This window comes from Kitasatospora sp. CMC57 (genome assembly GCF_045866025.2).
GTDB lineage: Bacteria > Actinomycetota > Actinomycetes > Streptomycetales > Streptomycetaceae > Kitasatospora.
Genome location: NZ_AP035881.2, coordinates 2,036,733 through 2,062,775 on the forward strand (window position 1 = coordinate 2,036,733; position 26,043 = coordinate 2,062,775).

Consider the following 26,043-nt stretch of genomic DNA (forward strand, 5'->3'; position numbering starts at 1 on the left):
GGCTCCGGCAGGTGGTCTGGGCAGGGGTCAGATGCTGACCACGCGAGTGGAGTTGGCGGGCAGGTCGAGCCGGTCCGCGACCGGCTGACCGGTGATCAGTTCGACACCCGCCCCCGGCAGCGGGATCTGCACCCCGACGGAGCCGTGGTTGATCGCGAACAGGTACCGCCCTCGCTCGCCGACCCGCTCCACCAGCTCGACGTCGCGTGGGAGTTCACGCTCGGCCAGGCCCGCGTCGGCGCAGGCCCGGGCCAGTACGGTGTCCAGGTCGGCGCCGTGCAGCCGGCTGGAGACGTACCAGGCGGTGCCGTCCCCGAGCGCGTGCCGGGTGACGGCGGGGTGCCCGGCGGCGGGGCCGTCGGCGTACGTCCAGACCGGTTCGGCGCCGCGCGGGACGACGAACTCGGACCACACGTCACCGGTCAACTCCGAGCCGCCGCCGTCCAGTCGGACCGTCTCCCCGGCCCGCAGCGGCGCGAACTCCTCGACCGTGAGGCCGAGTACGTCGCGCAGCGCGCCCGGGTGCGGCCCCGGCTGGACGGTGTCGTGCTCGTCCACGATGCCGGAGAAGTACGAGACCGCCAGCGTGCCGCCCTGGGCCACGTACTCCTGGAGGTTGAGCGAGGCGGCCTCGGTCATCAGGTACAGCGCCGGGACCAGCACCAGCGGGTAGCCGCTGAGGTCGGCCTCGGGGTGCGCGAAGTCGACCGTCAGGTGCCGGTCGTAGGCGGCGGCGTACCAGGCGTCGGCCCGCTCGCGGGCGTCCAGGTCCTCGCTCGGCCGCCACTCCAGCTTCTGCGCCCACCAGGACTGCCAGTCCCAGAGGATCGCCGCGTCGGCCTTCACCCGGCTGCCCCGGACCGCGCCGAGCGAGCCCAGGTCGGCGCCGAGGGCGACCACCTCGCGCCAGATCCGGCTGTCCGTCCCGGCGTGCGGCAGCATCGCGGAGTGGAACTTCTCGGCGCCGAAGCGGGAGGCCCGCCACTGGAAGAACATGGCGCCGTCGGAGCCTCGGGCGACGTGCGCCAGGCTGTTGCGGGCCAGCTCGCCGGGCTGCTTGACCAGGTTGCGGGGCTGCCAGTTGACCGCGCCGGTGGAGTGCTCAAGGAGCAGCCAGGGCTTGCCGCCGGCCACCGAGCGGGTGAGGTCGGCCGACATCGCCAGGTTGACGTGGTTCCGCTCGGCCTCCGCGACCAGATAGTGGTCGTTCGAGACCAGGTCCACCTCGCGGCCCCAGGCCCAGTAGTCCATCGACTCGCACTGCGACAGCGCGGTCATGAAGTTGGTGGTGACCGGGATGCCGGGCGAGAGGCGGTGCAACAGGTCCCGTTCGCGCTTGAAGTTGGCCAGGACGGCGTCGTTGGTGAACCTGGCCCAGTCCAGCTGCTGGGCCGGGTTGCCCGCCGTCGGGGTGGTCCTGGGCGGCCTGATGTCGTCCCAGCGGTTGTACCGCTGGCCCCAGAAGGTGGTACCCCATGCCGAGTTGAGCTCGGACAGGGTCTGGTACCGGTCGGCGAGCCAGCGCCGGAAGTGGTCGGCCGAGGTCTCGCAGTAGCAGTGGCTGACCGGCACGCCGTACTCGTTGTGCACGTGCCAGAGCGCGACCGCCGGGTGGCCGCCGTAGCGCAGGCCGAGCTGCTCGGTGATGCTCGCGGCGGCCTCCTGGTAGGCGGGCGAGCTGTGGCAGATCGCACCACGGCCGCCGAACTCGTAGCGCAGGCCGTCCTTGCTGACCGGCAGGGCCTCCGGGTGTTCGCGGTAGAACCAGGCGGGCGGGACCACAGTGGGGGTGCCGAGGTCGACCCGGATGCCGTTCTCGTGCAGCAGGTCGAGCAGCCGGTCCAGCCAGCCGAACTCGTAGCAGCCGCGCTCGGTCTCCAGCAGGGCCCAGGAGAAGATCCCGACGCTGACCATGGTGACCCCGGCCTCCCGCATCAGCCCGACGTCCTGCTGCCAGACCTCCTCGGGCCACTGCTCCGGGTTGTAGTCCCCGCCGAAGGCGAGCGCGTCCAACCCGACGGGCCAGGTCAGCGAATGTTCCATGGGAGGCTCCATCGGGAAGTTCTGTGAACGTGCACAGCTGCGGGTCGGTGTGTCTCGCCTAGATAACCGTACGATCCCAACCATTGACAAGTGTCCGGATGATTTCCGTACTGTGAACGTGCACAGTCGATGATCGCGGTCTCCCCGCCGCCCGACTGACGCCCCCACCAAGCAGTTCCCCCCTGCCTCAGCAGTGATCCTCGGGAGAATCCCCATGAACCGTCGTGTCCTCGCCACGGCCGCCGTCGCCCTCACCGGCGTGCTCGCGCTCTCCGCCTGCTCCAGCTCCGCCGGCTCCGACGGGCCGAAGGCGGCCGGCGGTCCGGTGAACCTGACCTTCTGGTCCTGGACTCCGAACATGGACAAGGTCGTGGCGCTCTGGAACCAGGGCCACCCCGACATCCAGGTGAGCGTGCAGAAGCAGGCCAGCGGCGACGACCTGGTCACCAAGACCATCACCGCCGCCAAGGCCGGCAACGCCCCCGACCTGGTGCAGGCCGAGTTCCAGGCGCTGCCCACGCTGGTCTCCAACGACGTGCTGGCCGACATCTCCAAGCAGGCGGGCGCGGCGAAAAGCCAGTTCGCGGCCGGTGTCTGGCAGCAGGTCTCGCTCGGCACCGACGCGGTGTACGCCATCCCGCAGGACACCGCCCCGCTGGCGCTCTACTACCGCACCGACCTGTTCCAGCAGTACGGCCTGAAGGTGCCCACCACCTGGACCGAGTTCGCCGACGCGGCGCGCCAGTTGAAGCAGAAGGACCCGGGCAAGGCGCTCACCACCTTCTCCGCCAACGACTCCGGACTGTTCGCCGGACTGGCCCAGCAGGCCGGGGCCAAGTGGTGGACCGCCTCCGGCGAGACCTGGAAGGTCGGCATCGACGACGCCGCCACCAAAAAGGTCGCCGACTTCTGGGGCGGCCTGGTCAAGGAGGGTGCCATCGACAACCAGCCGATGTACACCCCGGCCTGGAGCAAGGCGCTGAACGACGGCACCCAGATCGCCTGGGTCAGCGCGGTCTGGGCGCCCGGCGTCTTCACCAGCTCCGCTCCCGACACCAAGGGCAAGTGGGCGATGGCCCCGCTGCCGCAGTGGAACGCCGGCGAGGCCGTCACCGGCAGCTGGGGCGGCTCCACCACCGGTGTCACCACCGGCGCGAAGAAGGCCGGCCACGCCGACGCCGCCGCGGCGTTCGCCACCTGGCTGAACACCGACCCGACCGCCGTCACCGCACTGGTCAAGGAGGCGGGCATCTACCCGGCCGCCACGTCCGCGCAGACCGGTTCGGCGCTGGCCGTCGCGCCGGAGTTCTTCGCCAACCAGGCCGACTTCTACCCGAAGGCCGCCGAGATCGCCAAGGGCACTGCGGCCGCCGCCTGGGGCCCGAACGTCAACGTCGCCTACTCCACCTTCAAGGACGCCTTCGGCAAGGCCGCCCAGGACAAGGGCGACTTCGCCGCCGCGCTGACCGCGATGCAGCAGGCCACGGTCGCGGACCTGAAGAAGAACGGCTTCAAGACCGAAGGCTGATCAGGCCGTTGACCCAGGCCCGGGGCTGACAGCAGGTCAGCCCCGGGCGTCCCCCCGAACCCAAGGACCGCCATGGCGCCCCCGCAGCCCAGGCCGACCAGGCGACTCGCCCCGTACGCCTTCCTGGCCCCCGCCACCCTGCTGTTCTCGCTGTTCTTCGCCCTGCCGATCGGCTACGCGGTCTACCTGAGCTTCCGCGCGGTGCGGGTCAAGGGTCTCGGCCTCGGCTCCGGCGCCCGGACCGAGGTATGGGCCGGGCTCGGCAACTACACCTCCGCGCTGAGCGATCCCGAACTGCTCGGCGGCGCGGGCCGGACCCTGGTCTACGGCGCGCTGCTGGTGCCCGCGATGCTCGGCGCCGCGCTGTTCTTCGCGCTGCTGCTCGACACCCCGGCGATCCGGTTCGGCGCGTTCTCCCGACTGGCGATCTTCCTGCCGTACGCGGTGCCCGGCATCGTGGCCTCGCTGCTCTGGGGCTTCCTCTACCTGCCGACCGTCAGCCCCGGCTACTTCCTGCTCACCAAGGCGGGGATGGCGGGACCCGACCTGCTCTCCGGCAACGGCCTCTACGTGGCGCTGGCCAACATCGCGGTCTGGGGCGGCACCGGCTTCAACATGATCGTCATCTACACCTCGCTCCGGTCCATCCCGGTGGAGCTGTACGAGGCGGCCCGGCTGGACGGCTGCTCGGAGCTGAAGATCGCCCTGCGGATCAAGATCCCGATGGTGCTGCCCTCGCTGGTGCTGACCTTCTTCTTCTCGATGATCGCCACCCTTCAGGTGTTCAGCGAGCCGATGACGCTCAAGCCGATGACCAACGCGCTCAGCTCCACCTGGAGCCCGCTGATGAAGGTCTACCGGGACGCGTTCGTCCAGGGCGACATCCACTCCGCAGCCGCCACCTCGGTGGTCATCGCGGTCGCCACCCTGATCCTCTCCTTCGGCTTCCTCAAGCTGGTCAACAAGCGCACCGACGGGGGCAGCTGATGCGTACCAAGTCGACCCGGTGGACACCCACCCTGATCCTGCTGCTGGGCGCGGTCTACTGCCTGGTGCCGATCGTCTGGGTGGTGATGGCCTCCACCAAGAGCGGCCAGGAGCTGTTCACCACCTTCACCTTCGCCCCGGGCTCCGGCTTCCTGGACAACCTCTCCGAGCTGTCCTCCTACCGGGACGGCGTCTACTGGCGCTGGATGCTCAACTCCGCGCTGTACGCGGGCTTCGGCGCGCTGCTCTCCGCCGCGCTCTCCGGGGTCACCGGCTACGCGCTGGCCAAGTACCGCTTCCGGGGCCGGAACGCGCTGTTCAGCATCCTGCTGGCCGGCGTGCTGATGCCGCCGATCACGCTCGCCATCCCGCAGTACCTGCTGATGGCCCAGGCCGGACTGGCCGACAGCTACTGGTCGGTGCTGCTGCCCAGCATCCTCAGCCCGTACGGCATCTACCTGGCCCGGATCTACGCGGCCGCGGCGATACCGGACGAGGTGGTGGAGGCGGCCCGGGTGGACGGTGCCAGGGAGTTCCGGCTGTTCCGCAGCGTGGCGCTGCCGATGATGGTGCCCGGTCTGGTCACCGTCTTCCTGTTCCAGTTCGTGGCGATCTGGAACAACTTCCTGCTGCCGTACATCATGCTCGGCGACGACTCGAAGTTCCCGGTCACCGTGGGTCTCTACTCGCTGCTCCAGCAGGGCGCCAACGCCCCCGCGCTGTACACCCTGGTGATCACCGGGGCGCTGCTCTCGATCGTCCCGCTGATCGTGCTCTTCCTGGGACTCCAGCGTTACTGGCGCATCGATCTGCTCTCCGGCGCCGTAAAGTCCTGACTGTCCGCCGGCACCACCCACCGAGGAATCACATGACGGAGCCAGCGCCCCGCTCCCGGCCCACCGGCCGTACCCGGCGCCCGCCGACCATCCACGACGTCGCCGCCGAGGCGGGCGTCTCGCGGGGCACCGTCTCCCGCGTCCTCCAGGGCGGACACAACGTCAGCCCGGCTGCCCTGGAAGCCGTGAACGCGGCGATAAGGAAGCTCGGTTACGTGGTCAACCGGGCCGCCCGCAGCCTGGTCACCCAGCGCTCGGGATCGGTCGCCTTCCTGCTCACCGAGCCGCAGGAGCGCTTCTTCGAGGACCCCAACTTCGTTACCCTGCTGCGGGGTTGCACCGCCGCACTGGCCGACCACGACATCCCGCTGATCCTGATGACGGCGGGCAGCGAGGCCGAACGCCGCCGGGTCACCCGCTACCTGGCGGCCGGTCACGCCGACGGCGTGCTGCTGGTCTCCTCGCACGCGGGCAATCCGATCCTGGCCGAACTCCGGCAGGCCGAACTGCCGGTGGTCTCCTGCGGCAAGCCGCTCGGCCACCGCGGCCGGCTCGCGTACGTCGCGGCCGACGACCGGGAGGGCGCCAAGGAGATGGTCAGGCACCTGCTGGACTCCGGCCGCCGCCGGGTGGCCACCGTGACCGGCCCGCAGGACACCCCCGGCGGCGTCGAGCGGCTGGCCGGCTACCGCGAGGTGCTGGCCGAGTACGGCCTCCCGTACGACGAGCGCCTGGTCGCCGAGGGCGACTACAGCCGGCTCAGCGGCCAGACCGCCACCGACCGCCTGCTGGGCCGGGCCCCCGATCTGGACGCGCTGTTCGTCGCCTCCGACCTGATGGCCGAGGGCGCCCTCACGGCCCTCTCCCGGGCCGGCCGCACCGTCCCGGGCGACGTGGCCGTCGGCGGCTTCGACGACTCCCCCGCCGCCCTCGCCGCCCGGCCACCGCTCACGACGATAAGGCAGCCGTGGGACCGGATCAGCGAGGAGATGGTCCGCCTCCTGCTGGCCCAGATCGCCGGCGACGACCCGTCCACGGTGATCCTGCCGACCGAACTGGTGGTCCGCGACTCCACCTGATCCGGCCGGTCCCCGACGTCCGGGGACGGTTTTCGGACAGCGTGCCGTGTTACGCGGCAGTAACAACCGGGGGCGACAGGGGATCCAGCAGGGAGGATCTGCGGGGCGAGGGCGGCGGGACGGGATATTTTACGGCCGGTTCAGGTATGACGCGTGCACGTCGGCGCTGCGTAGCCTCTCTGGTCGGCGGCCCCTCACCGCCACACCCCCACGGTTCACCAGGAGAGCAGATGCGTCGTCCTGCCCGTTCCCTCGCCCACGCCTCCAGCCGGCTGCTGAGTGTCGCCGCCCTCGCCGGGATGCTGACCGCAGGTCAGTTCGCCGTGCCGTCCTCGATCGACGCGCTCGGGGCGTCGGGCGCCACCGCGTGTGCCGACGACCAGGCCGGGGCGAACGCCTCCGCCCGTCAGGTCAAGGGCGGTCACACCGCCGAGCCGAACGCGCTGACCGACGCCCAGGCCAGGGCGATGGACTTCGACCTGACCGCGAAGGTCGGCCAGCTGCGCAAGTCGGCCGAGGGCCGGCAGCTGCTCGCGGGCAGCGCGCTGGCGGCCACCACCATCCCGGTCTACTTCCACGTGGTGCACAGCGGCACCACCGGCAAGCTCACCTCGACCGACATCAGCAAGCAGATAGCGGTGCTGAACGCGGCCTACGGCGGCCAGGGCACCGGCAACACCGCGACCTCCTTCTCGTTCTCGCTGGCCGGCACCGACTACACCGACAACTCGACCTGGTACAACGGCATCACGCCCGGCTCCACCGCCGAGAAGAGCATGAAGAGCACCCTGCGCAAGGGCGGCGCCAACACGCTCAACGTCTACACCGCCAAGCTCGGCCAGGACCTGCTGGGCTGGGCCACCTTCCCGAGCTCCTACGCCTCCAACCCCTCGGACGACGGCGTGGTCATCCTGGACTCCTCGCTGCCCGGCGGCTCGGCGACCAACTACAACGAGGGCGACACCGCCACCCACGAGATCGGCCACTGGATGGGGCTGTACCACACCTTCCAGGGCGGCTGTAACGGCAACGGCGACTACGTCAGCGACACCCCGGCCGAGAAGACCGCGGCCTTCGAGTGCCCGACCGGCCGCGACTCCTGCACCACCAAGCCGGGCCTGGACCCGATCAAGAACTTCATGGACTACACCTACGACTCCTGCATGACCCAGTTCACCCCGGGCCAGGTCGCCCGGATGACCAACTCCTGGGCCTCGTACCGCGCCTGATCCTGCGGCCGGCCGACGGGCGCTCCTCCTGCCGGAGGGGCGCCCGTCGGCCGTTGTTCGCGCCGAAGTCTTCTGCGAGCCACCTTGGGCGGCCAGAGTTGTCTGTACAACTTATGCCCCTGGAGGACGTCCGATGACTCTCTCGCCGTACTGGCTGCGCGACAACTGCCCCTGCGCCGACTGCCGCGATCCGCGCACCGGGCAGAAGCTGTTCCAGATCACCGACCTGTCTGCCGATCTGACGATAAATCACTCTTCGGAGTGTGACGGCATGCTGGTGGTGGAGTGGTCGGACGGGCACGCCTCGCGGTATCCGGCCACCTTCCTGACGGGTGGGTCCGACGGTGACGGGCGGACGGAGCAGGGCAAGCAGCTCTGGGTCGCGGCGGACTTCGCGGACGGGCTGCCGGAGGCCGACTGGTCCGCGTACCTGGCCGAGCCGGTGGCCGTGCTGGATGCGGTACGACGGTTCGGCTTCGCGCTGCTGCGGTCGGTGCCGACCGTCGAACGGCAGGTGCTGGCGGTGGCCGGGACCTTCGGGTACGTCCGCGAGACCAACTACGGCGAGCTGTTCGACGTCCGGGTCGAGGCGGACCCCAACAACCTGGCCTTCACCAACGTGGCGATCGCCCCGCACACGGACAACCCCTACCGCGACCCGGTGCCGACCCTGCAACTCCTGCATTGCCTGCGCAACGAGGCCGAGGGCGGCGACTCCGGTCTGGTGGACGGCTTCCGGGCGGCGGCGCTGCTGCGAGCCGAGCACCCGGTGGACTTCGCGGTGCTCACCGGCACGCCGGTTCCGTTCGTGTTCCGCGACCGGGACACCGAACTGCGGGCCGACCGGCCGCTGATCGAGGTGGACGCGCTCGGGCGGATCCGCGAGGTGCGGTTCAACAACCGCTCGACCGGCACGCTGCGGGGCGGAGACGTCGAGGCGTTCTACCGGGCGTACCGGCGGTTCGCGGAGATCACCCTGCGACCGGAACTGCGGCTGGAGTTCCGGCTCGGGCCCGGCGACTGCCTGATCTTCGACAACACCCGCCTGCTGCACTCCAGGACCGCCTTCGAGCAGGACGGCGTCCGTCACCTTCAGGGCTGCTACGCCGACCTGGACTCGCTGGCGTCCACCCTCGCGGTGCTGGAGCGGCGGGTCGCCGCACTCGACACGCTGGCCGGGCTGTTCGCCGGTGAGGGCGCCGGGGAGTACCTCGGCGAGGCCGTCACGATGGCCGAACACATGCTCCAGTGCGGTGCGCTGGCCGAAGCGGCCGGCGCACCCGACCACCTGGTGGCCGCCGCCCTGCTGCACGACGTCGGCCACTTCGGCGGGGCGGGTCTGGAGTTGATGGCGGGCCGGGACAACCGGCACAGCCACACCGGCGCGGACCGGCTGGCACAGTGGTTCGGCCCCGAGGTGACCGAACCGATCCGGCTGCACGTCGCGGCCAAGCGGTACCTGTGCACCGTCGAGCCCGAGTACCGGGCGCTGCTCTCCGAGGCCTCGGAGTTCACGCTCCAGGTGCAGGGCGGCCCGATGACGGACCAGGAGGCAGCGGGTTTCGCCGCGCTGGCGGGGGCGGCCGACGCCGTCGCCGTCCGGCGCTGGGACGACCGGGCGAAGGACGCCGACGCGGTCACGCCGGGGTTCGAGCACTTCCGACCGCTGCTGGGCCGCCTGATCGGCCGCTGAACAGCCCGTCGCTCAGGCTGGAGCCGGCCGCCTAGTCGCTCTCGCGGGCGTGGCGTGAAAGGGCTGAGGAGGCAAGGGAGTTGTGGATGCTGAAGGCCACCGTTCCGGGGAGGTAGCGGTCCTGGGACCACTCGACGGGGGTGCCGGTGGGATCGGTGGTGCGGCGCTTCTCGCGGAGCAGGGGGCTGCCGCGGCGGCAGGTCAGGAGGCGGGCGTCGTCGGCGTTGGCGGCGACCACGTCGATGGTGTGGTCGGCGTCGGTGAAGAGGATGCCGTGTTCGCGCAGCGGCTCGGTGTGGGAAACCACGTCCGGGGGGAGCTGGGCGACCAACTCGCCGACCAGCGGCGGGTAGACGGTCCGTTCGACCATCACGGGGGTGCCGGAGAGGGTGCGCAGCCGGAGCGTCACGTAGACCTCCGTACCGGACTCCAGGCGGAGCTGCTCGCGTTCGGCGGCGTCGGCGGGGCGGCGGACCAGGGACTCCAGGCGGCCGCCGGGCTCCTCGCCCATCGAGCGGGCCCAGTGGGTGAAGGAGAGCAGTTCGGAGAAGCTCTGCACCCGGGCGGTGCCGAGCACCACCCGGCGGGTGCCGCGGCGGGAGGTGACCAGGCCGTCGGCGCGCAGCACGGCGAGGGCCTGCCGGACGGTGCCCCGGGAGACGCCGTACTGCTCGGCCAGGGCGCCCTCGGCGGGCAGCCGGCCCGCGTCGCCGTACGAGCCGGAGGTGATGGCTTCCCGCAGGTCCGCGGCCACCTTGCGGTAGAGCGAGCCGGCGGGGCGGTCCTGGTCGAGTGCCACGTGTTTCAAAGTCCTTCCCTGCGCGGTGTCCTGCGCACCCAGATGGTGTACGGACGCCACCGACTGTAGCCGCTGCCGATCACCCCACAGAGGCCGGACGCCACCGTTCCCGCAGCCGCCCCCTGTACTGGGCCATCCGTTCACCTTCCCGTCACCGGACTCCGGCGTACTTACCCCGGCAGCCAAGTTGGCTGGCCAACTTGGCACAGCGTCAGCTGGCCCCCTCCCCTCGCGAACTCCCCTTCCTCAGGAGATCCACCCGTGATCACGCACCGTTCCCGTGCCGCCGCCCTCGCGGCCGTGCTGACCGCCGCCGCGCTCTCCCTGTCGGCCTGCGGCTCGGCCGGCTCGACCGCCAAGTCCGGTGACACCGCCGCGAAGGCGGGCGCCAAGGAGGCCAAGGACGCCACCTCCGCCGCCGACCTCGGCGGTATGGACGCCCTGGTCGCCGCCGCCAAGAAGGAGGGCAAGCTGCACGTCATCACGCTGCCCCGGGACTGGGCGAACTACGGCAAGATCATCGACGGCTTCAAGGCCAAGTACGGCGTCGAGGTCGAGGAGGAGAACCCGGACGGCTCCAGCCAGGACGAGATCAACGCGATCACCTCCCGCAAGGGCCAGGACCGCGCCCCCGACGTGGTCGACCTGGGCAGCGCGTTCGCCATCCAGGCGGTCAAGGACGGCCTGCTGGCCCCGTACAAGGTGGCCAACTTCGCCAAGGTCGCCGACACCATGAAGGACCCGAGCGGCGCCCGGGTGAACGACTACGGCGGCTACATCTCGATCGGCTGCGACGCCAAGAAGATCACGGCCTGCCCGAAGACCTTCGCCGACCTGCTGAAGCCGGAGTACAAGGGCAAGGTCGCGCTCAACGGCAACCCGACCAAGTCCGGTTCGGCCTTCGGCGGCGTCATGGCGGCCGCGCTGGCCAACGGCGGTTCGCTGGACAACATCCAGCCCGGCATCGACTTCTTCGGCAAGCTGAAGCAGGCCGGCAACTTCAACCCGGTCGAGTCCACCCCGGCCACCATCGAGAAGGGTGAGACCCCGATCTCGATCGACTGGTCCTACCTGAACGCCGGTTACACCGACCAGTTCAAGCCGAAGGGCATCGACTGGCAGGTCTCGATCCCGGTGGACGGCAGCTACGCCCAGTACTACAACCAGGGCATCAACAAGTTCGCCCCGCACCCGGCGGCCGCCCGCCTGTGGCAGGAGTACCTGTTCAGCACCGAGGGCCAGAACCTCTTCCTGGGCGGCTACGCCAACCCGTCGCTGTTCGACGCGATGAAGAAGGACGGCACGCTGGACACCGCCGCCGCGGCGAAGCTGCCGACGATCGAGAAGCCGTTCACCGTCTTCCCGACGCCGGAGCAGGTCACGGCCGCGAAGAAGGTCGTGACCGAGAACTGGACCAAGGCGATCGCGGGCTGATCACCGACATGACCACGGCTCCCGCCCCGGTGCCGACCCCCGCCGCCACTGACCCCAGTGGCGGCGCGGGGCTCCGTACCGCAACTCCTTTCCCCCGCCGGGGTGTCCGGTCGCTGCGCCGCCTCGGCGGATCGTGGCTGGCCACCGTCCCGCTGCTGCTGTTCTTCCTGGTCGGCTTCGGCCTGCCGGCCGTCGCGATCCTGATCGGCGCGTTCACCACCTCCGGCGACGCCGAGTCCGGCGCCGGGCAGTTCACCACCGCCAACCTCACCGACTCGGTGCAGGGGGCGTACCGGACCGCGCTGTGGAGCAGCGTCAAGCTCTCCGCGCTGACCGCGCTGCTCGCCACCGTGATCGGCCTGCCGGTCGCCCAGGCGGTGGTCACCTCCCGGTTCCGCGCGCTGCGCGAGGCGGTGCTCACCGCCTCCGGCGTGCTGGCCAATTTCGGCGGCCTGCCGCTGGCCTTCGCCTTCGTCGCCACCCTCGGCAACGCCGGTGAGATCACCCAGCTGTTCGGCCTGACCGAGCACGGCTGGTCGCTCTACTCGTTCACCGGCCTGACCGTGGTGTACCTGTACTTCCTGGTGCCGCTGATGGTACTCACCGTCACCCCGGCCCTGGACGGGCTGCGGGTGCAGTGGCGCGAGGCCGCGCAGAACAACCGGGCCACCGGCTTCCAGTACTGGCGGTACGTGGCGCTGCCGATCCTGTTCCCCTCGCTGCTCGGCGGGTTCGTGCTGCTGTTCGGCAGCGCCTTCGCCGCGTACGCCACGGCGGCCGCGATGGTCGGCGCCACCGTGCCGCTGATCAGCCGGTCGATCGCGGACGCGCTCTCCGGCAACGTGCTGGTCGGGCAGGGCAACCTGGCGCTCGCACTCAGCCTGGACATGATCCTGGTCGCCGTCCTGGTGATGGCCGTCTACCTCCCCCTCCAGCGCCGGAGCGCCCGATGGCTCAGCTGATCTCCCGTCTGCGTCTGTGGCGCGGCCTCGTCCTGCTGCTGGCCGGGGTGTACTTCCTGGTGCCGATGGGCGCCTCGGTCTGGTTCTCGATCGACACCCCCTCCGGTATCGACTTCGACGCCTACACCGGCCTGTTGACCGCTCCCGGCTTCACCGACAGCCTGCTGCTCACGCTGGAGCTGGCCGCCGTGACGGTCGTGGTGCTGCTGCTCCTGCTGGTGCCCGCGCTGATCGCGGCCCGGCTCGGCTCGCCCTGGCTGCGCGCGGTGCTCGAAGTGGTCTGCACGCTCCCGCTGGTGGTCCCGCCGGTGGCGCTGACCGCCGGGCTGATCGGGGTGCTGCGCTGGGGCCCTGACTACCTGATGGACACCCCGTTCTTCCAGACCGTGGTGTTCCTCCAGGACCCGAAGTTCCCGCTGGTGCTGGTGATCGCGTACGTGCTGATGTCGCTGCCGCTGGCCTACCGGGCGTTGGACGCCGGGCTGCGCGCGGTCGACGTCCGCACCCTGGTCGAGGCCGCCCGCAACTGCGGGGCGGGCTGGCCGCGCGCGGTGCTCACCGTGGTGCTGCCGAACCTGCGCGGCGCCCTGCTGAACGCCTCCTTCCTGACCCTGGCGCTGGTGCTGGGCGAGTTCACCGCCTCCTCGATCCTGGGCTACCAGCCCTTCGCGGTCTGGATCTACAACATCGGCAACAGCCAGGGCCAGATGTCGGTCGCGGTCTCCGTGCTGAGCCTGCTGATCACCTGGGTACTGCTGCTCCTGCTGTCCACGGCCGGCCGTGAGCGGCGCCGGAAGACCACCACCCACTGACCTCTGCGGAGACGACCCCCATGAGCACCACCACTGTCGACAAGAAGACGGCCGTCGGCGCCACCGTCGAGTTCCGGTCGCTGCGCCGGGCCTTCGGGGCCACCACCGCGCTGGACGGCCTGGACCTGACGATCAACCCGGGCGAGCTGCTGGCCCTGCTCGGCCCGTCCGGCTGCGGCAAGACGACCGCGCTGCGGATCCTGGCCGGCTTCGAGTCGCACGACTCGGGCCAGGTGCTGGTGGACGGCGAGGACATCACCGGGGTGCCCGCGCACCGCAGGGACGCCGGCATGGTGTTCCAGTCCTACAGCCTCTTCCCGCACCTGAGCGCGGCCGACAACGTCGCCTTCGGCCTGCGGATGCGCGGCACCGGCAAGGCCGAACGGCGCAAGCGCGCCCACGAGTTGCTGGAGCTGGTCGGCCTGCCGCAGCACGCCGACCGCTACCCGCACCAGCTCTCCGGCGGCCAGCAGCAGCGGATCGCGCTGGCCCGCGCGCTGGCCCTGCAGCCGCGCGTCCTGCTGCTGGACGAGCCGCTGTCCGCGCTGGACGCCAAGGTCCGGCTGAACCTGCGGGACGAGATCCGGCGCCTACAACAGGAGTTGGGCATCACGACGCTGTTCGTGACGCACGATCAGGAGGAGGCGCTGTCGATGGCCGACCGGGTCGCCGTGCTGCGCGCCGGGCGGCTGGAGCAGTGCGCCACCCCGTCCGAGCTGTACGCCCGACCGGCCACCGCGTTCGTCGCGGAGTTCGTCGGCACCATGAGCCGGATCCCGTGCGTCCGCTCCGGCGACTCCGTGGTGCTGCTCGGCCGCCCCTTCGCGGTGGACGGCACCCTGCCGTACGACGGTGAACTCGACGTGCTGGTACGGCCGGAGAACGTCGGCCTGACCGTCTCGGCGACCGGTCCTGCGCTGGTGGTGTCCGCCTCGTTCCTCGGCAGCGTCACCCGGCTCACCGTACGGTTGGCCGACGGCACCGAGGTGAAGGCCGACCTGCCGACCGAGGCCGCCGCCGCACTGCCGATCGGCAGCAGCGCCGAACTGACCCTGCCCGACCGCCCGGTGCTGGTCGACCGCCGCACCGCCTGATCCACCACCGAAGGTACCGCCATGCCTGCTGCGCCCCTCCCTGCTCCCCGCAGGCCCGCCGCCGTCCTGTTCGACATGGACGGCACCCTGGTCGACACCGAGCAACTCTGGTGGGACGCCGCCGTCGAGTGCGCGGCCGAGCTCGACCTCGTACTGACCGACGCCGACCTGCCCGAGGTGCTCGGGCAGGCGGTCGAGCACACCGCGGCGCACCTGCACCGCACCAGCCGCACCACGCTCAGCGAGCTCGAACTCGCGGTGCGGCTGAACGACTCGTTCACCGAGAAGGTGGCCGCCGAGGTGGTCCCCCGCCCCGGCGCCTTGGCCCTGCTGACCGCACTGCGGGACGCCGCCGTGCCGACCGCGCTGGTCTCCGCCTCGCCCCGCCGGGTGGTCGACCTGGTGCTCGGCACGCTGGGGCGGGACTGGTTCGCCGTCACGCTGGCCGCCGAGGACACCCCGCACACCAAGCCCGAACCCGACCCGTACCTGGCCGCCGCCGCCCGGCTCGGCCTGGACCCGGCGGACTGCGTCGCCGTCGAGGACACCCCGACCGGGGTCGCTTCCGCACACGCGGCGGGCTGCGCGGTGCTGGCCGTACCGTCGGCCGTGCCGATCGCCGCCGCCGAGCGGATCACCCTACTGGAGAGCCTGGAGCAGGCCGACCTGGCCCTGCTGGCCGGCCTCACCGGGCCGCGCTGATGCCGTACCTGCTGCTGGCGCTGGCCATCGCCAGTGAGGTCTGTGCCACCAGCTGCCTCAAACTCACCGAGGGCTTCAGCCGGTTGTGGCCGAGCATCGGGGTGGGCCTCGGCTACGCGCTCTCCTTCGTGCTGCTCGGCCGGGCGCTGAAACACATCCCGGTCTCGGTGGCGTACGCGGTCTGGTCCGGCGCGGGCACCGCCGCCGTCGCGGCGATCGGCGTGGTGGCCTTCGGCGAACAGCTCGGCAAGGCGCAGTGGATCGGCATCGCGCTGGTGATCGTCGGAGTGGTGGTGCTCAACCTCCGGAGCAGTCACTGAGTTCGCGGTCAGGCTCGGCGGCCTGCGGATGCGGGCGGCGGGCGCGGTCACCTTCCGCCGGACCGACGGGGTCTCCTGGCTGACCGTCAGCTCGGCCGGGGCGGTCACCGGCACCGCCCCGGCACCGCCCCGGCCGATCCGGCGGTGCTCACCGTCAAGGCCAGGGACACCGCCGGGAACACCGACAGCCTCACCCTGCTGGTACCGGTGCAGGCCGCCGGCGCACCGCTGCGGTTGAAGGTCGCGACCTGGAACCTCGCCAACGCGGGCGCCGCCTTCACCGGCCCGGTGGAGAAGCAGCTCCGGGTGGTGCTCACCCAGGGCCTGGACGTGGTGGCCCTCCAGGAGACCGCGGGCACCGCCGCGCAGACCCTGGCCACCGCGCTCGGCTGGTACACCCAGCAGACGGCCGGCAGCATGGGCATCCTCAGCCGGTACCCGCTGACCGCCGCCACCACCCCGGCGCTGCCCGCCGTCGGCGTCACCGTCCAGCTGCCGGGCGGCCGTTCGGTCCGCTGCTGGGGCACGCACCTGGACGAGACCGGGTAGGGCCCGTACGCGATCCAGGACGGCCAGAGCGCCACCCAGGTGACGGCGGCCGAGACCGCGTCCGTCCGGGGTCGAGCCGAACATCTCCGCCTGGCGCCGGGCCGTCAGCGGTGACCTGACCAGCTGCTTCGACTTCACCGCCCCCGACCTCTCGCTGCCCACCCTGCCGGACACCGCCGCACTAGTGGCCAAGGCGGACGCCGCCGCCAAGCTCCCGGCCGTCCAACTCCCAGCCGTGGGTGCGCAGTCGAAGACCGTCCAGGAGCCCGGCAGCCGCCCGCACCGCCGTCTGCCGTACCGGCCGTGGGCCGACGCCACGGTGGACCGGACCACCGGCCGGGTCACCTGCACGCTGGTCAACTCCGTCGCGGTGGCCTTCCCGTACATGGTCTACCCGAACATCGCGTACACCTTCGCGGGAACCCCGTACACCGTCGGCCCCGGCGCCTCGGCGACCTACGTCTGGGACACCGCCGCCACCGACGGCCGCTACGACTTCACCGTGCACGGCCCGGACGGCTTCGTCCGCCCGCTTCGCCGGCTCGGTCGTCCCGACCAGCCAGGACGACGTGGCCGTCCCGGTGGTGACCGCAGCTGTGGCCGGCTCCGCACTCACCCTTACCCTGACCAACGCCGGAGCGACCCCCGCCTACTTCGCCGCCACCCCGAACGACTTCGGCACCCCCGCCCAGTCCGTCCGGCTCCCGCCGAATCCCACCCGCACTCTGAACTGGCTGCTGGACCAAGGCCGTTACGACGTCACCGTGACCGCCGCCACCGGCACCCGCTTCACCCAGCGCTACGCAGGCACCCTGCACTGACACCGCAACCCGGATGCCCGGCCGACCTGCCCTCGACGGATGGACAGGACGGCCGGGCTGCTGGACGCGGAGGTCACCTGGGCCTCCGCCGAGCCGACAGCTCCGGCCGGTCAGGTTCGTCGCCGGTGCGCTGGCCGGGAACCTCGGGCTGCTGGACGCCGACCGCTCGGCCCGCCGCCCGTCCTTCGGCCCTGAGCAGCAGGAGGTGGGGGATCTGCGTGACAGCGATCACCGTAGGAGCGATGAGCGCCATTCCTTCGCCGCTGACTCCCAACCACTGTGCGAGGAACACCGCAGCTACCGCGAGGACGAACGCCGCACCGGTGGCAACCGTTCTCCGCCCGGCCTCCACGTCCACCACGACGTCGGGCTCATGGGCCCGGCCCTCCTCCTCGCTCACCAGGTCGAGGTACCGCTGCGCCTGGACCGCCTCCAGGAGCCTCGTGGCAGCCTCCGCCAAGTCACGCAGCGCCTCCGGCCGTTGAGCTGTGACCCGGAAGCGGCGATGCAGCTCATGACTCATCCCGGCCGCCTGCCCGAGCAGCGCCCGCTGGTCGCCGGGGAACAGCGAGACTCCGCTCCGGGCGTGGTCGGCCAGGGCCGCATCCAGCGCCCGCAGTGCCTCGGTCAGCCGGAACTGACTGCGCCTGTCCCTGGACCCGAACCGCTCGACGCTCGACCTCAGCACACACACGATCGCGGACCGAAGCCGCTCGTCGCTCTGCCCTCGCTCCACCGCTCGTGTGTCCAGTGCCAGCAGCAGGAGGCAGAGTCCCAACAGTGAGAAGAGCGGCAGGAACACACCGGTCACGACGAGCCAGCCAAGGCCCAACCTCTCGAGCGCGATCAGGCTGAGCATGGCCGGCGGAACGGCGAGCAGGACGGTCCAGCCCTGCTCCATGTGTTGCCGACGTCTCACCACCGTCCAGGCCACCGTGTCCCGGAGCAGGTGGTGAGGGGCCGTCAGCCCCCTCGCCCTCAGCTCCCTCCGCAGGTCGGCAGCCGACCTGGCCGCAGCCCGGGCCGACTTCGAGCGCAGACCCACTCTCCGCAGGAACGGGAGCTGTCGTCGCCCGTACTGCCTGCAGAACCGCAGTTCGGCCAGGATCAGGGCGCTGACGACGACCGTGCCGTACGCCATCCACCAGGCGAACACGTGGCCGAAAATCCAACCGATCACACTCATGACGATTCCCAACGCCTCTTGCTCGTCCTGCCGCGGGCCGGTCGACCCGCGGCGTGCCGCCCGCATTTTCAGGGCCCGGAGTGACAGTCCGAACCCACGGCACGCTGAGGCCGGACCGAACCACAGGGGATGTCGGAGGGCGCAAGTACTGTCGCGGCATGAGAGCTTCCGGCACCTTCACCGTCAAGAGCTTCGTTCCGGCCGAGCTGACGATCGATCCGGTCGTGGAGACCGCGCTGCCGGTCGGCGTCGCGGTCATGGAAAAGCAGTTCGAGGGTGAGGCGGAGGGCCGTTCGGCCACCGTGTTCACCGGTGTGTACGACCAGGCGGCCGGGGTCGGCACCTACCTGGCGATGGAGTCCTTCGAGGGCGCGCTGAACGGCCGCTCCGGCGCGTTCAACTTCGTCCACTCGATGACCACCGCGGGCGGTGATCCGACCGACCGGTTCTTCCTGATCGTGCCGTCCAGCGGCACCGGCGAGCTCGCGGGCATCACTGGCGCGGGCGGCCTCCAGGTGGACGCCGACGGCACCCACCGGATCTGGTTCGACTACGAGCTCTGACCCGCCTCCGGGACCACCGCGTACGCCTCGATCTCCAGCAGCAGCCCCGGCAGGAACAGCCCGGCGACCTGGACGGCCGAGCTGGCCGGGGCGTGCGCGGCGTCCAGGACCTCGTCCCACGCCGTCCGGACCGCCGGCAGGTACCCGATATCGGTGACGAAGATCGTCAGCTTGGCCAGGTGCTCGAACCCCGCCCCGGCGGCGGCCAGGCAGCTGCCGATGTTCGCGAACACCTGCCGCGCCTGCGCCAACGCATCCCCCTCCCCCACCAGCTTCCCCTGCTCGTCGAACGCCACCTGCCCGGCGACGAACACCTGTCGCCCGACGCCGGACACCACGTGGCTGTAGCGCGTACTGGGGGCGACACCGGCGGGGTCTGCGATACGGGTGAGCTGGGACATTGTGCGGTTCCTTCCGGGGTGGCGGCTGATACGCCGTCATCTTCGCTTCGTGCCCTGGTCTTCCGGTAGCGAATTCCGGGACTCGCCGCGCTCCGCCTGCTGTCCGCCCTCGGAGCCGGCGTCCCAGGGGATCACGCGGCGGCGCCGGCAGACGTCAGGCCGCCGCGGCCGAGGCGATCAGATCCTGGAGTTCGGCGACCTCTTGGGCGTCGAGTGTCGTGAGCAGTTCCAGGGCGGCGCGCCACTGGCCGAGTGCGTGGGCCGGCTCGGCCTGGTCGCGGAGGATCAGGCCGAGGGCGTGGCGGGCGCGGCCTTCGCCGTAGGGGTCTTGGAGGGTGCTGGTGCGGTCGAGGAGCTCGTGGCAGGCGGTGGTGGCCTCGTCGAGACGCCGGAGGCGGTGGAGGGCATCGATCAGGCCGAGGCGGCACTGCCGCTCGGTGGTCCAGTGGGCCGCTCCGGCCGGCTGGTCGAGGGCCTCGCGGAAGTACCGGAGTGCTTCGGTCGGCTCGTCGAGTCGAAGGTGGGCGCAGCCGATGTTGCACAGGCCGGCCATCTGCACTCCGGGGGTACCGGACCGTTTGCCGGCTTCGATGCTGCGGGTGTGGTGGAGGATCGCGAGGCGGGGGTCGGACTTCTCCGCGACATTTCCGAGGCCGCTCAGGGCGAGTGCCTCGTTGTGGGCGTCGCCGCGGGCCACCGCCAGGGCGAGGGCCTCCTCCAGTGCCGTCACCGCCTCCCGGTCGCGACCAAGGGCCTGGAGCAGCATGCCCCGGTTGTTCAGGTAGAGCTGTTCGCGGCCCACGTCGTCGAGCTGCCGCCACAGTGGCAGGGCCTCTTCGATGAGGGCGAGCGCGTCGGCGAACCGTCCGGCGTCGAAGTGGGACCCGGCCAGGTCGCCGAGCGCGTGGGCCTGGGCGAGGAGGTTGCCTTCCCGGCGGGCCACGGAGAGCGCCGTGCGGTTGAGTTGGGACAGTTCGGCGGTCCGGCCGCGGGCCCGGAGGTAGGGCAGTAGCGCCTGGACGAGGGAGAGCAGCCCGGCGGCGTCCCGTTCCTCGCGGTCCGCCTGCTCGACCAGCGCGAGCAGGTTGACGCACTCGGCGTCGCCCCACAGCAGCGCCGCGTCCTCGTCCGCCACCTCCTCCGCACCGTTCCCGCCGGGTAGTTGCCGGTGGCGGTGCAGCTCCGGGGCGAGGGCGAGGGCCGACCTGCCGGCTGCGGTGACGTACCAGTGCAGCGCGGCGGAGGTCAGCTCGGAGCGACGCCCGCTCTCCTCGGCCAGCTCCCGGGCGAAGTCGCGGACCAGGTCGTGCGGCACGAAACGGTCGAGGCGGATCTCGTCCAGCAGGGCGACGTCCACCAGCCGGTCGAGGGCGGCGGCCGCCTGGACCCGGCTGGTGCCCAGGGTCCCGGCCAGCTGGGCGGCCGAGTACTCGGGCAGGTTCAGCGCGCCCACGGCCAGCAGGGTGTCGGCCGCGCGCCGGTCGAGCCGCCGCTCGGAGCCGCGCAGCGCGCTGACGGCGAGCCCGAGGGACTGACGGATGCTCAGGTCGTCCAGCTCCAGCTGGTCGAGCCGGTCCTCGTGGGCGGACAGCTGGGCGACCAGGCTACGCACGGGCAGCGCGTCGCGGGCGGCGAGCCGGGCGGCGACGATACGCAGGGCGAGCGGGAGTCGGCCGCAGAGCTCGACCAGGCGAGTCAGGTCGCCCTGTTCGAGGGTGACCACTTCACGGTTCGCGGAGGTGCGCCCGGAGGCGACGGCCACCAGCGCCACGCTCTCCGCCTCACTCAGCGTGGCCAGCCGGAGGTGCGCCGCGCCCTCCAGCGTGAGCATCGGCGAGCGGCTCGTCAGCAGGACCGCGCAGCCCGGACCGGACGGCAGCAGCGGACGGACCTGTGCGAGCCCGGCGGCGTCGTCCAGCACCAGCAGGGTCCTGGTTGGGGCGAGGGTGCTGCGCAGCAGCGCGGCGGCGGCCTCCGGGTCCTCGGGTACGGTCCCGGGCTCGACGCCCAGACCGCGCAGCAGAGCAGTGGCGGCCTGATGGGTGGTCAGCGGGGTCAGACCGGATGTCGCGCCGCGCAGGTTGAGAAAGAGCCGCCCGTCGGGGAAGTGGTCGGCCATCGTGTGCGCGCAGCGCACCGCGAGGGCCGACTTGCCGACCCCGGCCATGCCGCTGACCACCGCGTACCGTGCCCTGCCGGTGTCGCGCAGCAGGGCGTCGCCCAGGGTGGCGAGGGAATCCGAACGGCCGACGAAGTGCAGCGGGTCGGAGGGGAGCTGGTCGGGGGCCGTGCGGGCGGGTCGGCCCGGCTCGGCGGCCGGCTGTTCCTCGCTCAGGATCAGCTGGTGCAACTCACGTGCGGACGGTCCTGGTTCGATGCCCAGCTCGTCGATCAGGGTGCGGCGCAGCCGCTGGTAGACGGCCAGGGCCTGGGCCCGCTGGCCGCTTCGGTGCAGGGCGAGCATCAGCTGTCCGTGGAAGGCCTCCCGCAGCGGGTGTTCGCCGGTCAGGCCGGTCAGTTCGGCCACCACGGCTTGCGGGCGGTCCAGTTGGAGTTCCGCTCCGAAGCGCCACTCCAGCATCTGCAGCCGGTCCTCCTGCCACTGCTCGCACTGCGGCAGGAACTCGGCGGCCAGGTCGGGCAGGTCGAGCAGTGGCATGCCGCGCCATAGGTCGAGGGCGGCGGCGGTCTCGGTCAGCACCCGGGTCGAGTCGCCGGCCGTGTGCGCGGCGCGGGCCCGCCGGACGCCCTCCTCGAACAGCCGGGTGTCCAACTCGGTGTCGGCCACCCGCAGCAGGTATCCGGCGCGGACGGCCCGCAGCCGGTCGCCGTCCTCGTCGCCCAGGGCCTTGCGCAGCCTGGCGACCAGATTGCGCAGCGACTGCTCGGCGGTGCTCGGCGCGCCCTCGGCCCACAGGGCGAGGATCAGCCGGTCCAGCGAGACCGGCTGACCGGCGTTCAGGAGCAGGACTGCCAGCAGGGTACGGGCCTTGGGCCCCCGAACCGGGCACTCCCGGTCCGCGTCCTGGGCGAGCAGACTGCCGAGCAGTCCGAAGCGCATTCGAAGCCCCCGCAAGCTTGATATGTCCTGGTCAGGACCAGATAACGCCCTACCGACGTGGATGTTATCGCCGGATTATCGGACTCTCGCATCCTTTTCCCGTCGGAGGTCGCCGGAGCCCGGATCGACCCCAGTCGTACATCCCGGGGAGAAGCCTTGCTCAGCACACGCACCACCCGTCGTAGCGCCCTCCAGCTGGCTGCCGGCCTGACCGTGGCCCTGGTCACCGCACCGCCCGCCCGCGCCCGGACGCCGATCTTCGACCCCTTCGGGGACCAGGGCGGCGTCGGGATCTGGGGCAGCATGCCCCTGCCCCAGTCCATCGTCGCCCGCGCCGACATCCTCGCCCACGCGGAGAGCTGGATCGGCAAGGGCCTGCTCTACTCCTCGACCGGCTTCTACGGCCGCTACCGGACCGACTCCTCCGGCTACGCCTCGATGGCCTGGGACCTGGAGACCTCCCTCGACACCACGACCTTCATCCCCTACGGCATCGCCACGGTCATCGCCAAGGACCAGCTCCAAGCCGGCGACGCCCTGCTGAACGACGCCCCCGGCTCGGCCGGACACGTGGTGCTCTTCGACAGCTGGACCGATTCCTCGCGAACCTCGTACCTCGGCTACGAGTTCACCCCCGCGGGCGTCCAGCACCACGCCATCCCGTACCCGTACCTGCCGGACCGCGGCACCTTCCGGCCCGTGCGGGCCAACTGGGCGGCCGGATCGCTCAGCACCAGCCTCGCCCCGAACGAGTTCGTACACAACATCCGCCTGGCGAACGGTAGTTGGACCCCCTATCTGCAGCTGCTCGGCATCGGCAGCGCGCCGACCTTCAACGGCCCGGAGACCGCGATCGCGGGCATGCCGAACGGCAGCGCCCAGGTGCTGGGCATCGGCAACGACGGCAACGTCTACCACCAGATCCGAAGCGCCAACGGCCAGTGGAGCGGTTTCGCCACGCTCGACGGCGTCGGCACCCCGACCATGCAGGCGAGCAAGGTCGCCATCGCCGCCATGCCGGACGGTACTTCGCAGGTCCTGGCGATCGGCAACGACGGCAACATCTACCACCAGACCCGCCTCACCAGCGGTTCCTGGACCGGCTTCGCCCCCCTCAACGGCGTCGGCACCCCGACCATGCAGGCCCGCGAGGTCGCCATAACCGGCCTGCCGGACGGTACTTCGCAGGTCCTGGCGATCGGCAACGACGGCAACGTCTACCACGAGCGCCGCCTCACCGACGGCTCCTGGACCGGCTTCGCCCCGCTCGCCGGCCTCAACGGGGCAGGGGCCATGCAGGCCGGCAAAATCGGCATCGCGGGCCTGCCGGACGGCACCGCCCAAGCCGTCGTGACCGGCAGCGACGGCAACATCTACCACCAGATCCGCCTGAACAGCGGCAGCTGGACCGGCTTCGTGGCGCTCAACGGCTACGACGGCGCACCCATGATGTGGGCCGGCTCCATCGGCATCACCGGCCTGCCGGACGGCACCGCCCAGGTCATCGCCGTCGGCAACGACGGCAACGTCTACCACGAGGTCCGTTTCACCAGCGGCAGTTGGGCCGGCTTCGCACCGGTGCAGGGCTATGCCCTCGCGCCCGCCCTCCCCGGCGTCCGGGTCGCCATCACCGGAATGCCCGACGGCTCCAGCCACATGGTCGTCGCCGCACGTTGACCCGCCATCACCGCCGGTCCGCCCACTGACGGGCTGGCGACCCCTCCGCACAGGAGCAAACCCACGTGAACCTCACCCGACGGAGTCTCGGGGCGGCAGCCGCTGCCCTGGCACTCTCCGCCGCCGTCCTCATCCCCTCCACCGCCTTCGCCGGAACCAGCGGCCCGGGCACGCACCGGACTCCGGAGCGGAGCGTCAGCTACCTGAGCCACACCTTCCGCGTCCCGGCCGACTGGGCGGTGATCGACCTTGCTGCGGACCCGCACGCCTGCGTGCACTTCGGGCGGTCGGCGATCTACCTCGGCAACCCCGGTGACGCCCAGAACTGCACGGTGCACGCCGTCAGCCGTACCGAGGCGCTGCTCGTTCAGCCCGACAGTGCCTCCGGCACCGCTCTGACCACGGTCAACACCACCGGCCAGGAGATCCACGCGGTCGGCGGCGGGGTACGGGTCACCGCCGCCTACGGCTCCGACCACGCCCTGATCAGCCGGATCCTGACCGGAGCCGGCCTGCCCGCCGAGACCACCGCCCCCAGCCTCGGGGGAGCCGCGGGTAAGCCGGCCACCGGGGCCCCCGTCGCCCGCACGGCGAGCGCACCGGTCGCCGCACCGCAGGCCGCCGCTGCCGTGGCGGCCGCCTCCACCAACCACACCGGCAGGGGCTTCGACGCCTGCGCAGCTCCCAGCAGCAACGCCATGAGCGGCTGGAAGGCCGACTCCCCGTACGGCGCGGTCGGCATCTACATCGGCGGTTCCCACCGCGCCTGCGCGCAGGCGAACCTGACACCCTCCTGGGTGCAGCAGCAGGCCTCCGCCGGCTGGAGCTTCATGCCGCTGTACGTCGGCCCGCAGGCCGCCAACCTCAGCTCGCCCGCCGGTCAGGGCGCGGCCGCTGCCGACGACGCCGCTGATCAGGCGGCCGGCCTCGGCTTCGCGCCGGGAAGCCTGCTCTACTACGACATGGAGAACTACTCGTCGGGCTACTCGACCAACGTGCTCTCCTTCCTGTCCTCCTGGACCAGGCAGTTGCACGCCCGGGGCTACAACTCCGCGGTCTACAGCAGCTCTTCCTCCGGCATCGCCGACCTGGTCCGCAACGTCAGCGGCTACACCATGCCCGACGCGGTGTTCAGCGCCAACTGGAACAACGTCGTCGACACCAACGACTCCGTGCTGCCCGCCGGTTACTGGAACCAGCACCAGCGGGTCCACCAGTACGCCGGCAACGTCACCGAGACCTGGCACGGCATCAGCATCACCATCGACCGTGACTACCTCGACGTCCAGGTGGCCCCCACCACGCCCGCCGCGCCGGTCAACGGTGCGTTCTTCCACGACATCCGGCTGGCCAGCGGTGGCTGGACGGCGTTCGACGCACTCGACGGCCTCGATGGCGCACCGACCTTCAACGGTCCCGAGGCAGCGATCGCCGGTATGCCGGACGGTACCGCCCAGGTCGTGGGCATCGGCAATGACGGCAACGTGTATCACGAGACCCGTCTGACCAACGGTTCCTGGACCGGCTTCGCCCCCCTCAACGGCATCGGCACCTCCACCATGCAGGCCCGCAAGGTCGCCATCGCCGGCCTGCCGGACGGTACTTCGCAGGTCCTGGCGATCGGCAACGACGGGAACGTCTACCACCAGACCCGCCTCACCAGCGGTTCCTGGACCGGCTTCGCCCCCCTCAACGGCATCGGCACCCCGACCATGCAGGCCCGCGAGGTTGCCATCGCCGGCCTGCCGGACGGTACTTCGCAGGTCACCGTCATCGGGAACGACGGCAACATCTACCACGAGACCCGTCTGACCAACGGTTCCTGGACCGGCTTCGCCCCCCTCAACGGCATCGGCACCTCCACCATGCAGGCCCGCGCGGTCGCCATCACCGGCCTGCCCGACGGCACCTCGCAGGTCCTGGCGATCGGCAACGACGGCAACATCTACCACCAGACCCGCCTCACCAGCGGTTCCTGGACCGGCTTCGCCCCCCTCAACGGCATCGGCACCCCGACCATGCAGGCCGGCGCGGTCAGCATCGCCGGGATGCCGGACGGTACTTCGCAGGTCCTGGCGATCGGCAACGACGGCAACGCCTACCACCAGACCCGCCTGACCAGCTCCGACTGGACCGGCTTCCAGCCCATCGCGGGCTACGACGGCGCACCCACCTTCAACGGCCCCCGCGCCGCCATCACCGCCATGCCCGACGGCAGCGCCCAGATCCTCACCATCGGCCACTGATCCACCGGTTGCGCCGCCTCA

General features: G+C 71.3%; 22 protein-coding genes and 1 pseudogene. 18 read left to right on the forward strand and 5 right to left on the reverse strand.

All coding sequences use genetic code 11. The features are described 5' to 3' along the window. Positions 1–27: 27 nt before the first annotated feature. Positions 28–2,043, reverse strand: coding sequence for a beta-galactosidase (locus ACKUU6_RS09110; protein WP_407987978.1), 2,016 nt, complete (start codon positions 2,041–2,043; stop codon positions 28–30). A 214-nt stretch (positions 2,044–2,257) separates the two neighbouring features. Here ACKUU6_RS09110 and ACKUU6_RS09115 point away from each other — a divergent pair, with 214 nt between their 5' ends. The 6 genes from ACKUU6_RS09115 (at position 2,258) to ACKUU6_RS09140 (ending at position 9,395) form a co-directional block, all read left to right on the forward strand. Then, the gene (locus ACKUU6_RS09115; RefSeq protein ID WP_407987979.1) at positions 2,258–3,571 is read left to right on the forward strand and encodes an ABC transporter substrate-binding protein; all 1,314 of its coding nucleotides are present in this window, start codon (positions 2,258–2,260) and stop codon (positions 3,569–3,571) included. 72 nt (positions 3,572–3,643) lie between these two features. Further along, positions 3,644–4,558 carry a carbohydrate ABC transporter permease gene (locus ACKUU6_RS09120; RefSeq protein WP_407987980.1) on the forward strand — a complete coding sequence of 305 codons (915 nt, stop codon included), beginning with the start codon at positions 3,644–3,646 and terminating at the stop codon, positions 4,556–4,558. Further along, positions 4,558–5,394, forward strand: coding sequence for a carbohydrate ABC transporter permease (locus ACKUU6_RS09125; protein WP_407987981.1), 837 nt, complete (start codon positions 4,558–4,560; stop codon positions 5,392–5,394). Before ACKUU6_RS09120 ends, ACKUU6_RS09125 begins: the two co-directional genes overlap by 1 nt. Positions 5,395–5,426: 32 nt before the next feature. After that, a complete protein-coding gene (locus tag ACKUU6_RS09130) occupies positions 5,427–6,473 on the forward strand; it encodes a LacI family DNA-binding transcriptional regulator (RefSeq protein ID WP_407987982.1) in 1,047 nt (348 codons plus the stop codon). A gap of 230 nt (positions 6,474–6,703) precedes the next feature. Continuing rightward, the gene (locus ACKUU6_RS09135) at positions 6,704–7,702 is read left to right on the forward strand and encodes a zinc metalloprotease (protein ID WP_407987983.1); all 999 of its coding nucleotides are present in this window, start codon (positions 6,704–6,706) and stop codon (positions 7,700–7,702) included. A 133-nt stretch (positions 7,703–7,835) separates the two neighbouring features. Then, on the forward strand, positions 7,836–9,395 hold the full coding sequence (locus tag ACKUU6_RS09140) for a TauD/TfdA family dioxygenase (RefSeq protein ID WP_407987984.1): 1,560 nt from the start codon (positions 7,836–7,838) through the stop codon (positions 9,393–9,395). 31 nt (positions 9,396–9,426) lie between these two features. Here ACKUU6_RS09140 and ACKUU6_RS09145 read toward each other — a convergent pair whose 3' ends face one another. Next, positions 9,427–10,194, reverse strand: coding sequence for a GntR family transcriptional regulator (locus ACKUU6_RS09145; RefSeq protein WP_407987985.1), 768 nt, complete (start codon positions 10,192–10,194; stop codon positions 9,427–9,429). A gap of 261 nt (positions 10,195–10,455) precedes the next feature. Here ACKUU6_RS09145 and ACKUU6_RS09150 point away from each other — a divergent pair, with 261 nt between their 5' ends. The 9 genes and pseudogenes from ACKUU6_RS09150 (at position 10,456) to ACKUU6_RS09190 (ending at position 16,888) form a co-directional block, all read left to right on the forward strand. Beyond that, positions 10,456–11,628: an ABC transporter substrate-binding protein gene (locus ACKUU6_RS09150; RefSeq protein WP_407987986.1), complete on the forward strand. Its 1,173-nt coding sequence runs from the start codon at positions 10,456–10,458 to the stop codon at positions 11,626–11,628. Positions 11,629–11,636: 8 nt separating this feature from the next. Beyond that, a complete protein-coding gene (locus ACKUU6_RS09155; RefSeq protein WP_407987987.1) occupies positions 11,637–12,590 on the forward strand; it encodes an ABC transporter permease in 954 nt (317 codons plus the stop codon). Beyond that, positions 12,578–13,402, forward strand: a complete 825-nt coding sequence (locus ACKUU6_RS09160) for an ABC transporter permease (protein WP_407987988.1) — start codon at positions 12,578–12,580, stop codon at positions 13,400–13,402. The genes ACKUU6_RS09155 and ACKUU6_RS09160 overlap by 13 nt, the downstream gene beginning before the upstream one ends. Before the next feature lie 20 nt (positions 13,403–13,422). Next, positions 13,423–14,496 carry an ABC transporter ATP-binding protein gene (locus tag ACKUU6_RS09165; protein WP_407987989.1) on the forward strand — a complete coding sequence of 358 codons (1,074 nt, stop codon included), beginning with the start codon at positions 13,423–13,425 and terminating at the stop codon, positions 14,494–14,496. Positions 14,497–14,517: 21 nt separating this feature from the next. Further along, complete coding sequence (locus tag ACKUU6_RS09170) at positions 14,518–15,198, forward strand: HAD family hydrolase (protein ID WP_407987990.1); 681 nt, start codon at positions 14,518–14,520, stop codon at positions 15,196–15,198. Continuing rightward, the gene (locus ACKUU6_RS09175) at positions 15,198–15,518 is read left to right on the forward strand and encodes a DMT family transporter (RefSeq protein WP_407987991.1); all 321 of its coding nucleotides are present in this window, start codon (positions 15,198–15,200) and stop codon (positions 15,516–15,518) included. Before ACKUU6_RS09170 ends, ACKUU6_RS09175 begins: the two co-directional genes overlap by 1 nt. Positions 15,519–15,662: 144 nt before the next feature. After that, positions 15,663–16,067, forward strand: a complete 405-nt coding sequence (locus ACKUU6_RS09180; RefSeq protein ID WP_407987992.1) for an endonuclease/exonuclease/phosphatase family protein — start codon at positions 15,663–15,665, stop codon at positions 16,065–16,067. A 319-nt stretch (positions 16,068–16,386) separates the two neighbouring features. Next, positions 16,387–16,542 (forward strand): annotated as a pseudogene (locus ACKUU6_RS09185) (hypothetical protein); the annotation flags it as partial. Between the two features lie 109 nt (positions 16,543–16,651). Then, on the forward strand, positions 16,652–16,888 hold the full coding sequence (locus ACKUU6_RS09190) for a phospholipase domain-containing protein (RefSeq protein ID WP_407987993.1): 237 nt from the start codon (positions 16,652–16,654) through the stop codon (positions 16,886–16,888). A 73-nt stretch (positions 16,889–16,961) separates the two neighbouring features. Here ACKUU6_RS09190 and ACKUU6_RS09195 read toward each other — a convergent pair whose 3' ends face one another. Next, entirely contained in the window at positions 16,962–18,074 is a 1,113-nt protein-coding gene (locus ACKUU6_RS09195; protein WP_407987994.1) for a hypothetical protein, read from the reverse strand. Positions 18,075–18,232: 158 nt separating this feature from the next. Here ACKUU6_RS09195 and ACKUU6_RS09200 point away from each other — a divergent pair, with 158 nt between their 5' ends. Then, the gene (locus tag ACKUU6_RS09200; RefSeq protein WP_407987995.1) at positions 18,233–18,637 is read left to right on the forward strand and encodes a DUF3224 domain-containing protein; all 405 of its coding nucleotides are present in this window, start codon (positions 18,233–18,235) and stop codon (positions 18,635–18,637) included. Here ACKUU6_RS09200 and ACKUU6_RS09205 read toward each other — a convergent pair. Continuing rightward, complete coding sequence (locus ACKUU6_RS09205; protein WP_407987996.1) at positions 18,625–19,038, reverse strand: RidA family protein; 414 nt, start codon at positions 19,036–19,038, stop codon at positions 18,625–18,627. The genes ACKUU6_RS09200 and ACKUU6_RS09205 overlap by 13 nt on opposite strands. Before the next feature lie 154 nt (positions 19,039–19,192). After that, the gene (locus tag ACKUU6_RS09210; RefSeq protein WP_407987997.1) at positions 19,193–22,099 is read right to left on the reverse strand and encodes an AfsR/SARP family transcriptional regulator; all 2,907 of its coding nucleotides are present in this window, start codon (positions 22,097–22,099) and stop codon (positions 19,193–19,195) included. 156 nt (positions 22,100–22,255) lie between these two features. Here ACKUU6_RS09210 and ACKUU6_RS09215 point away from each other — a divergent pair, with 156 nt between their 5' ends. Together ACKUU6_RS09215 and ACKUU6_RS09220 are read left to right on the forward strand one after the other, a co-directional pair. Continuing rightward, the gene (locus tag ACKUU6_RS09215) at positions 22,256–23,776 is read left to right on the forward strand and encodes a hypothetical protein (RefSeq protein WP_407987999.1); all 1,521 of its coding nucleotides are present in this window, start codon (positions 22,256–22,258) and stop codon (positions 23,774–23,776) included. A gap of 65 nt (positions 23,777–23,841) precedes the next feature. Then, on the forward strand, positions 23,842–26,022 hold the full coding sequence (locus ACKUU6_RS09220; RefSeq protein ID WP_407988000.1) for a glycoside hydrolase domain-containing protein: 2,181 nt from the start codon (positions 23,842–23,844) through the stop codon (positions 26,020–26,022). The last annotated feature ends 21 nt before the right edge of the window (positions 26,023–26,043 follow it).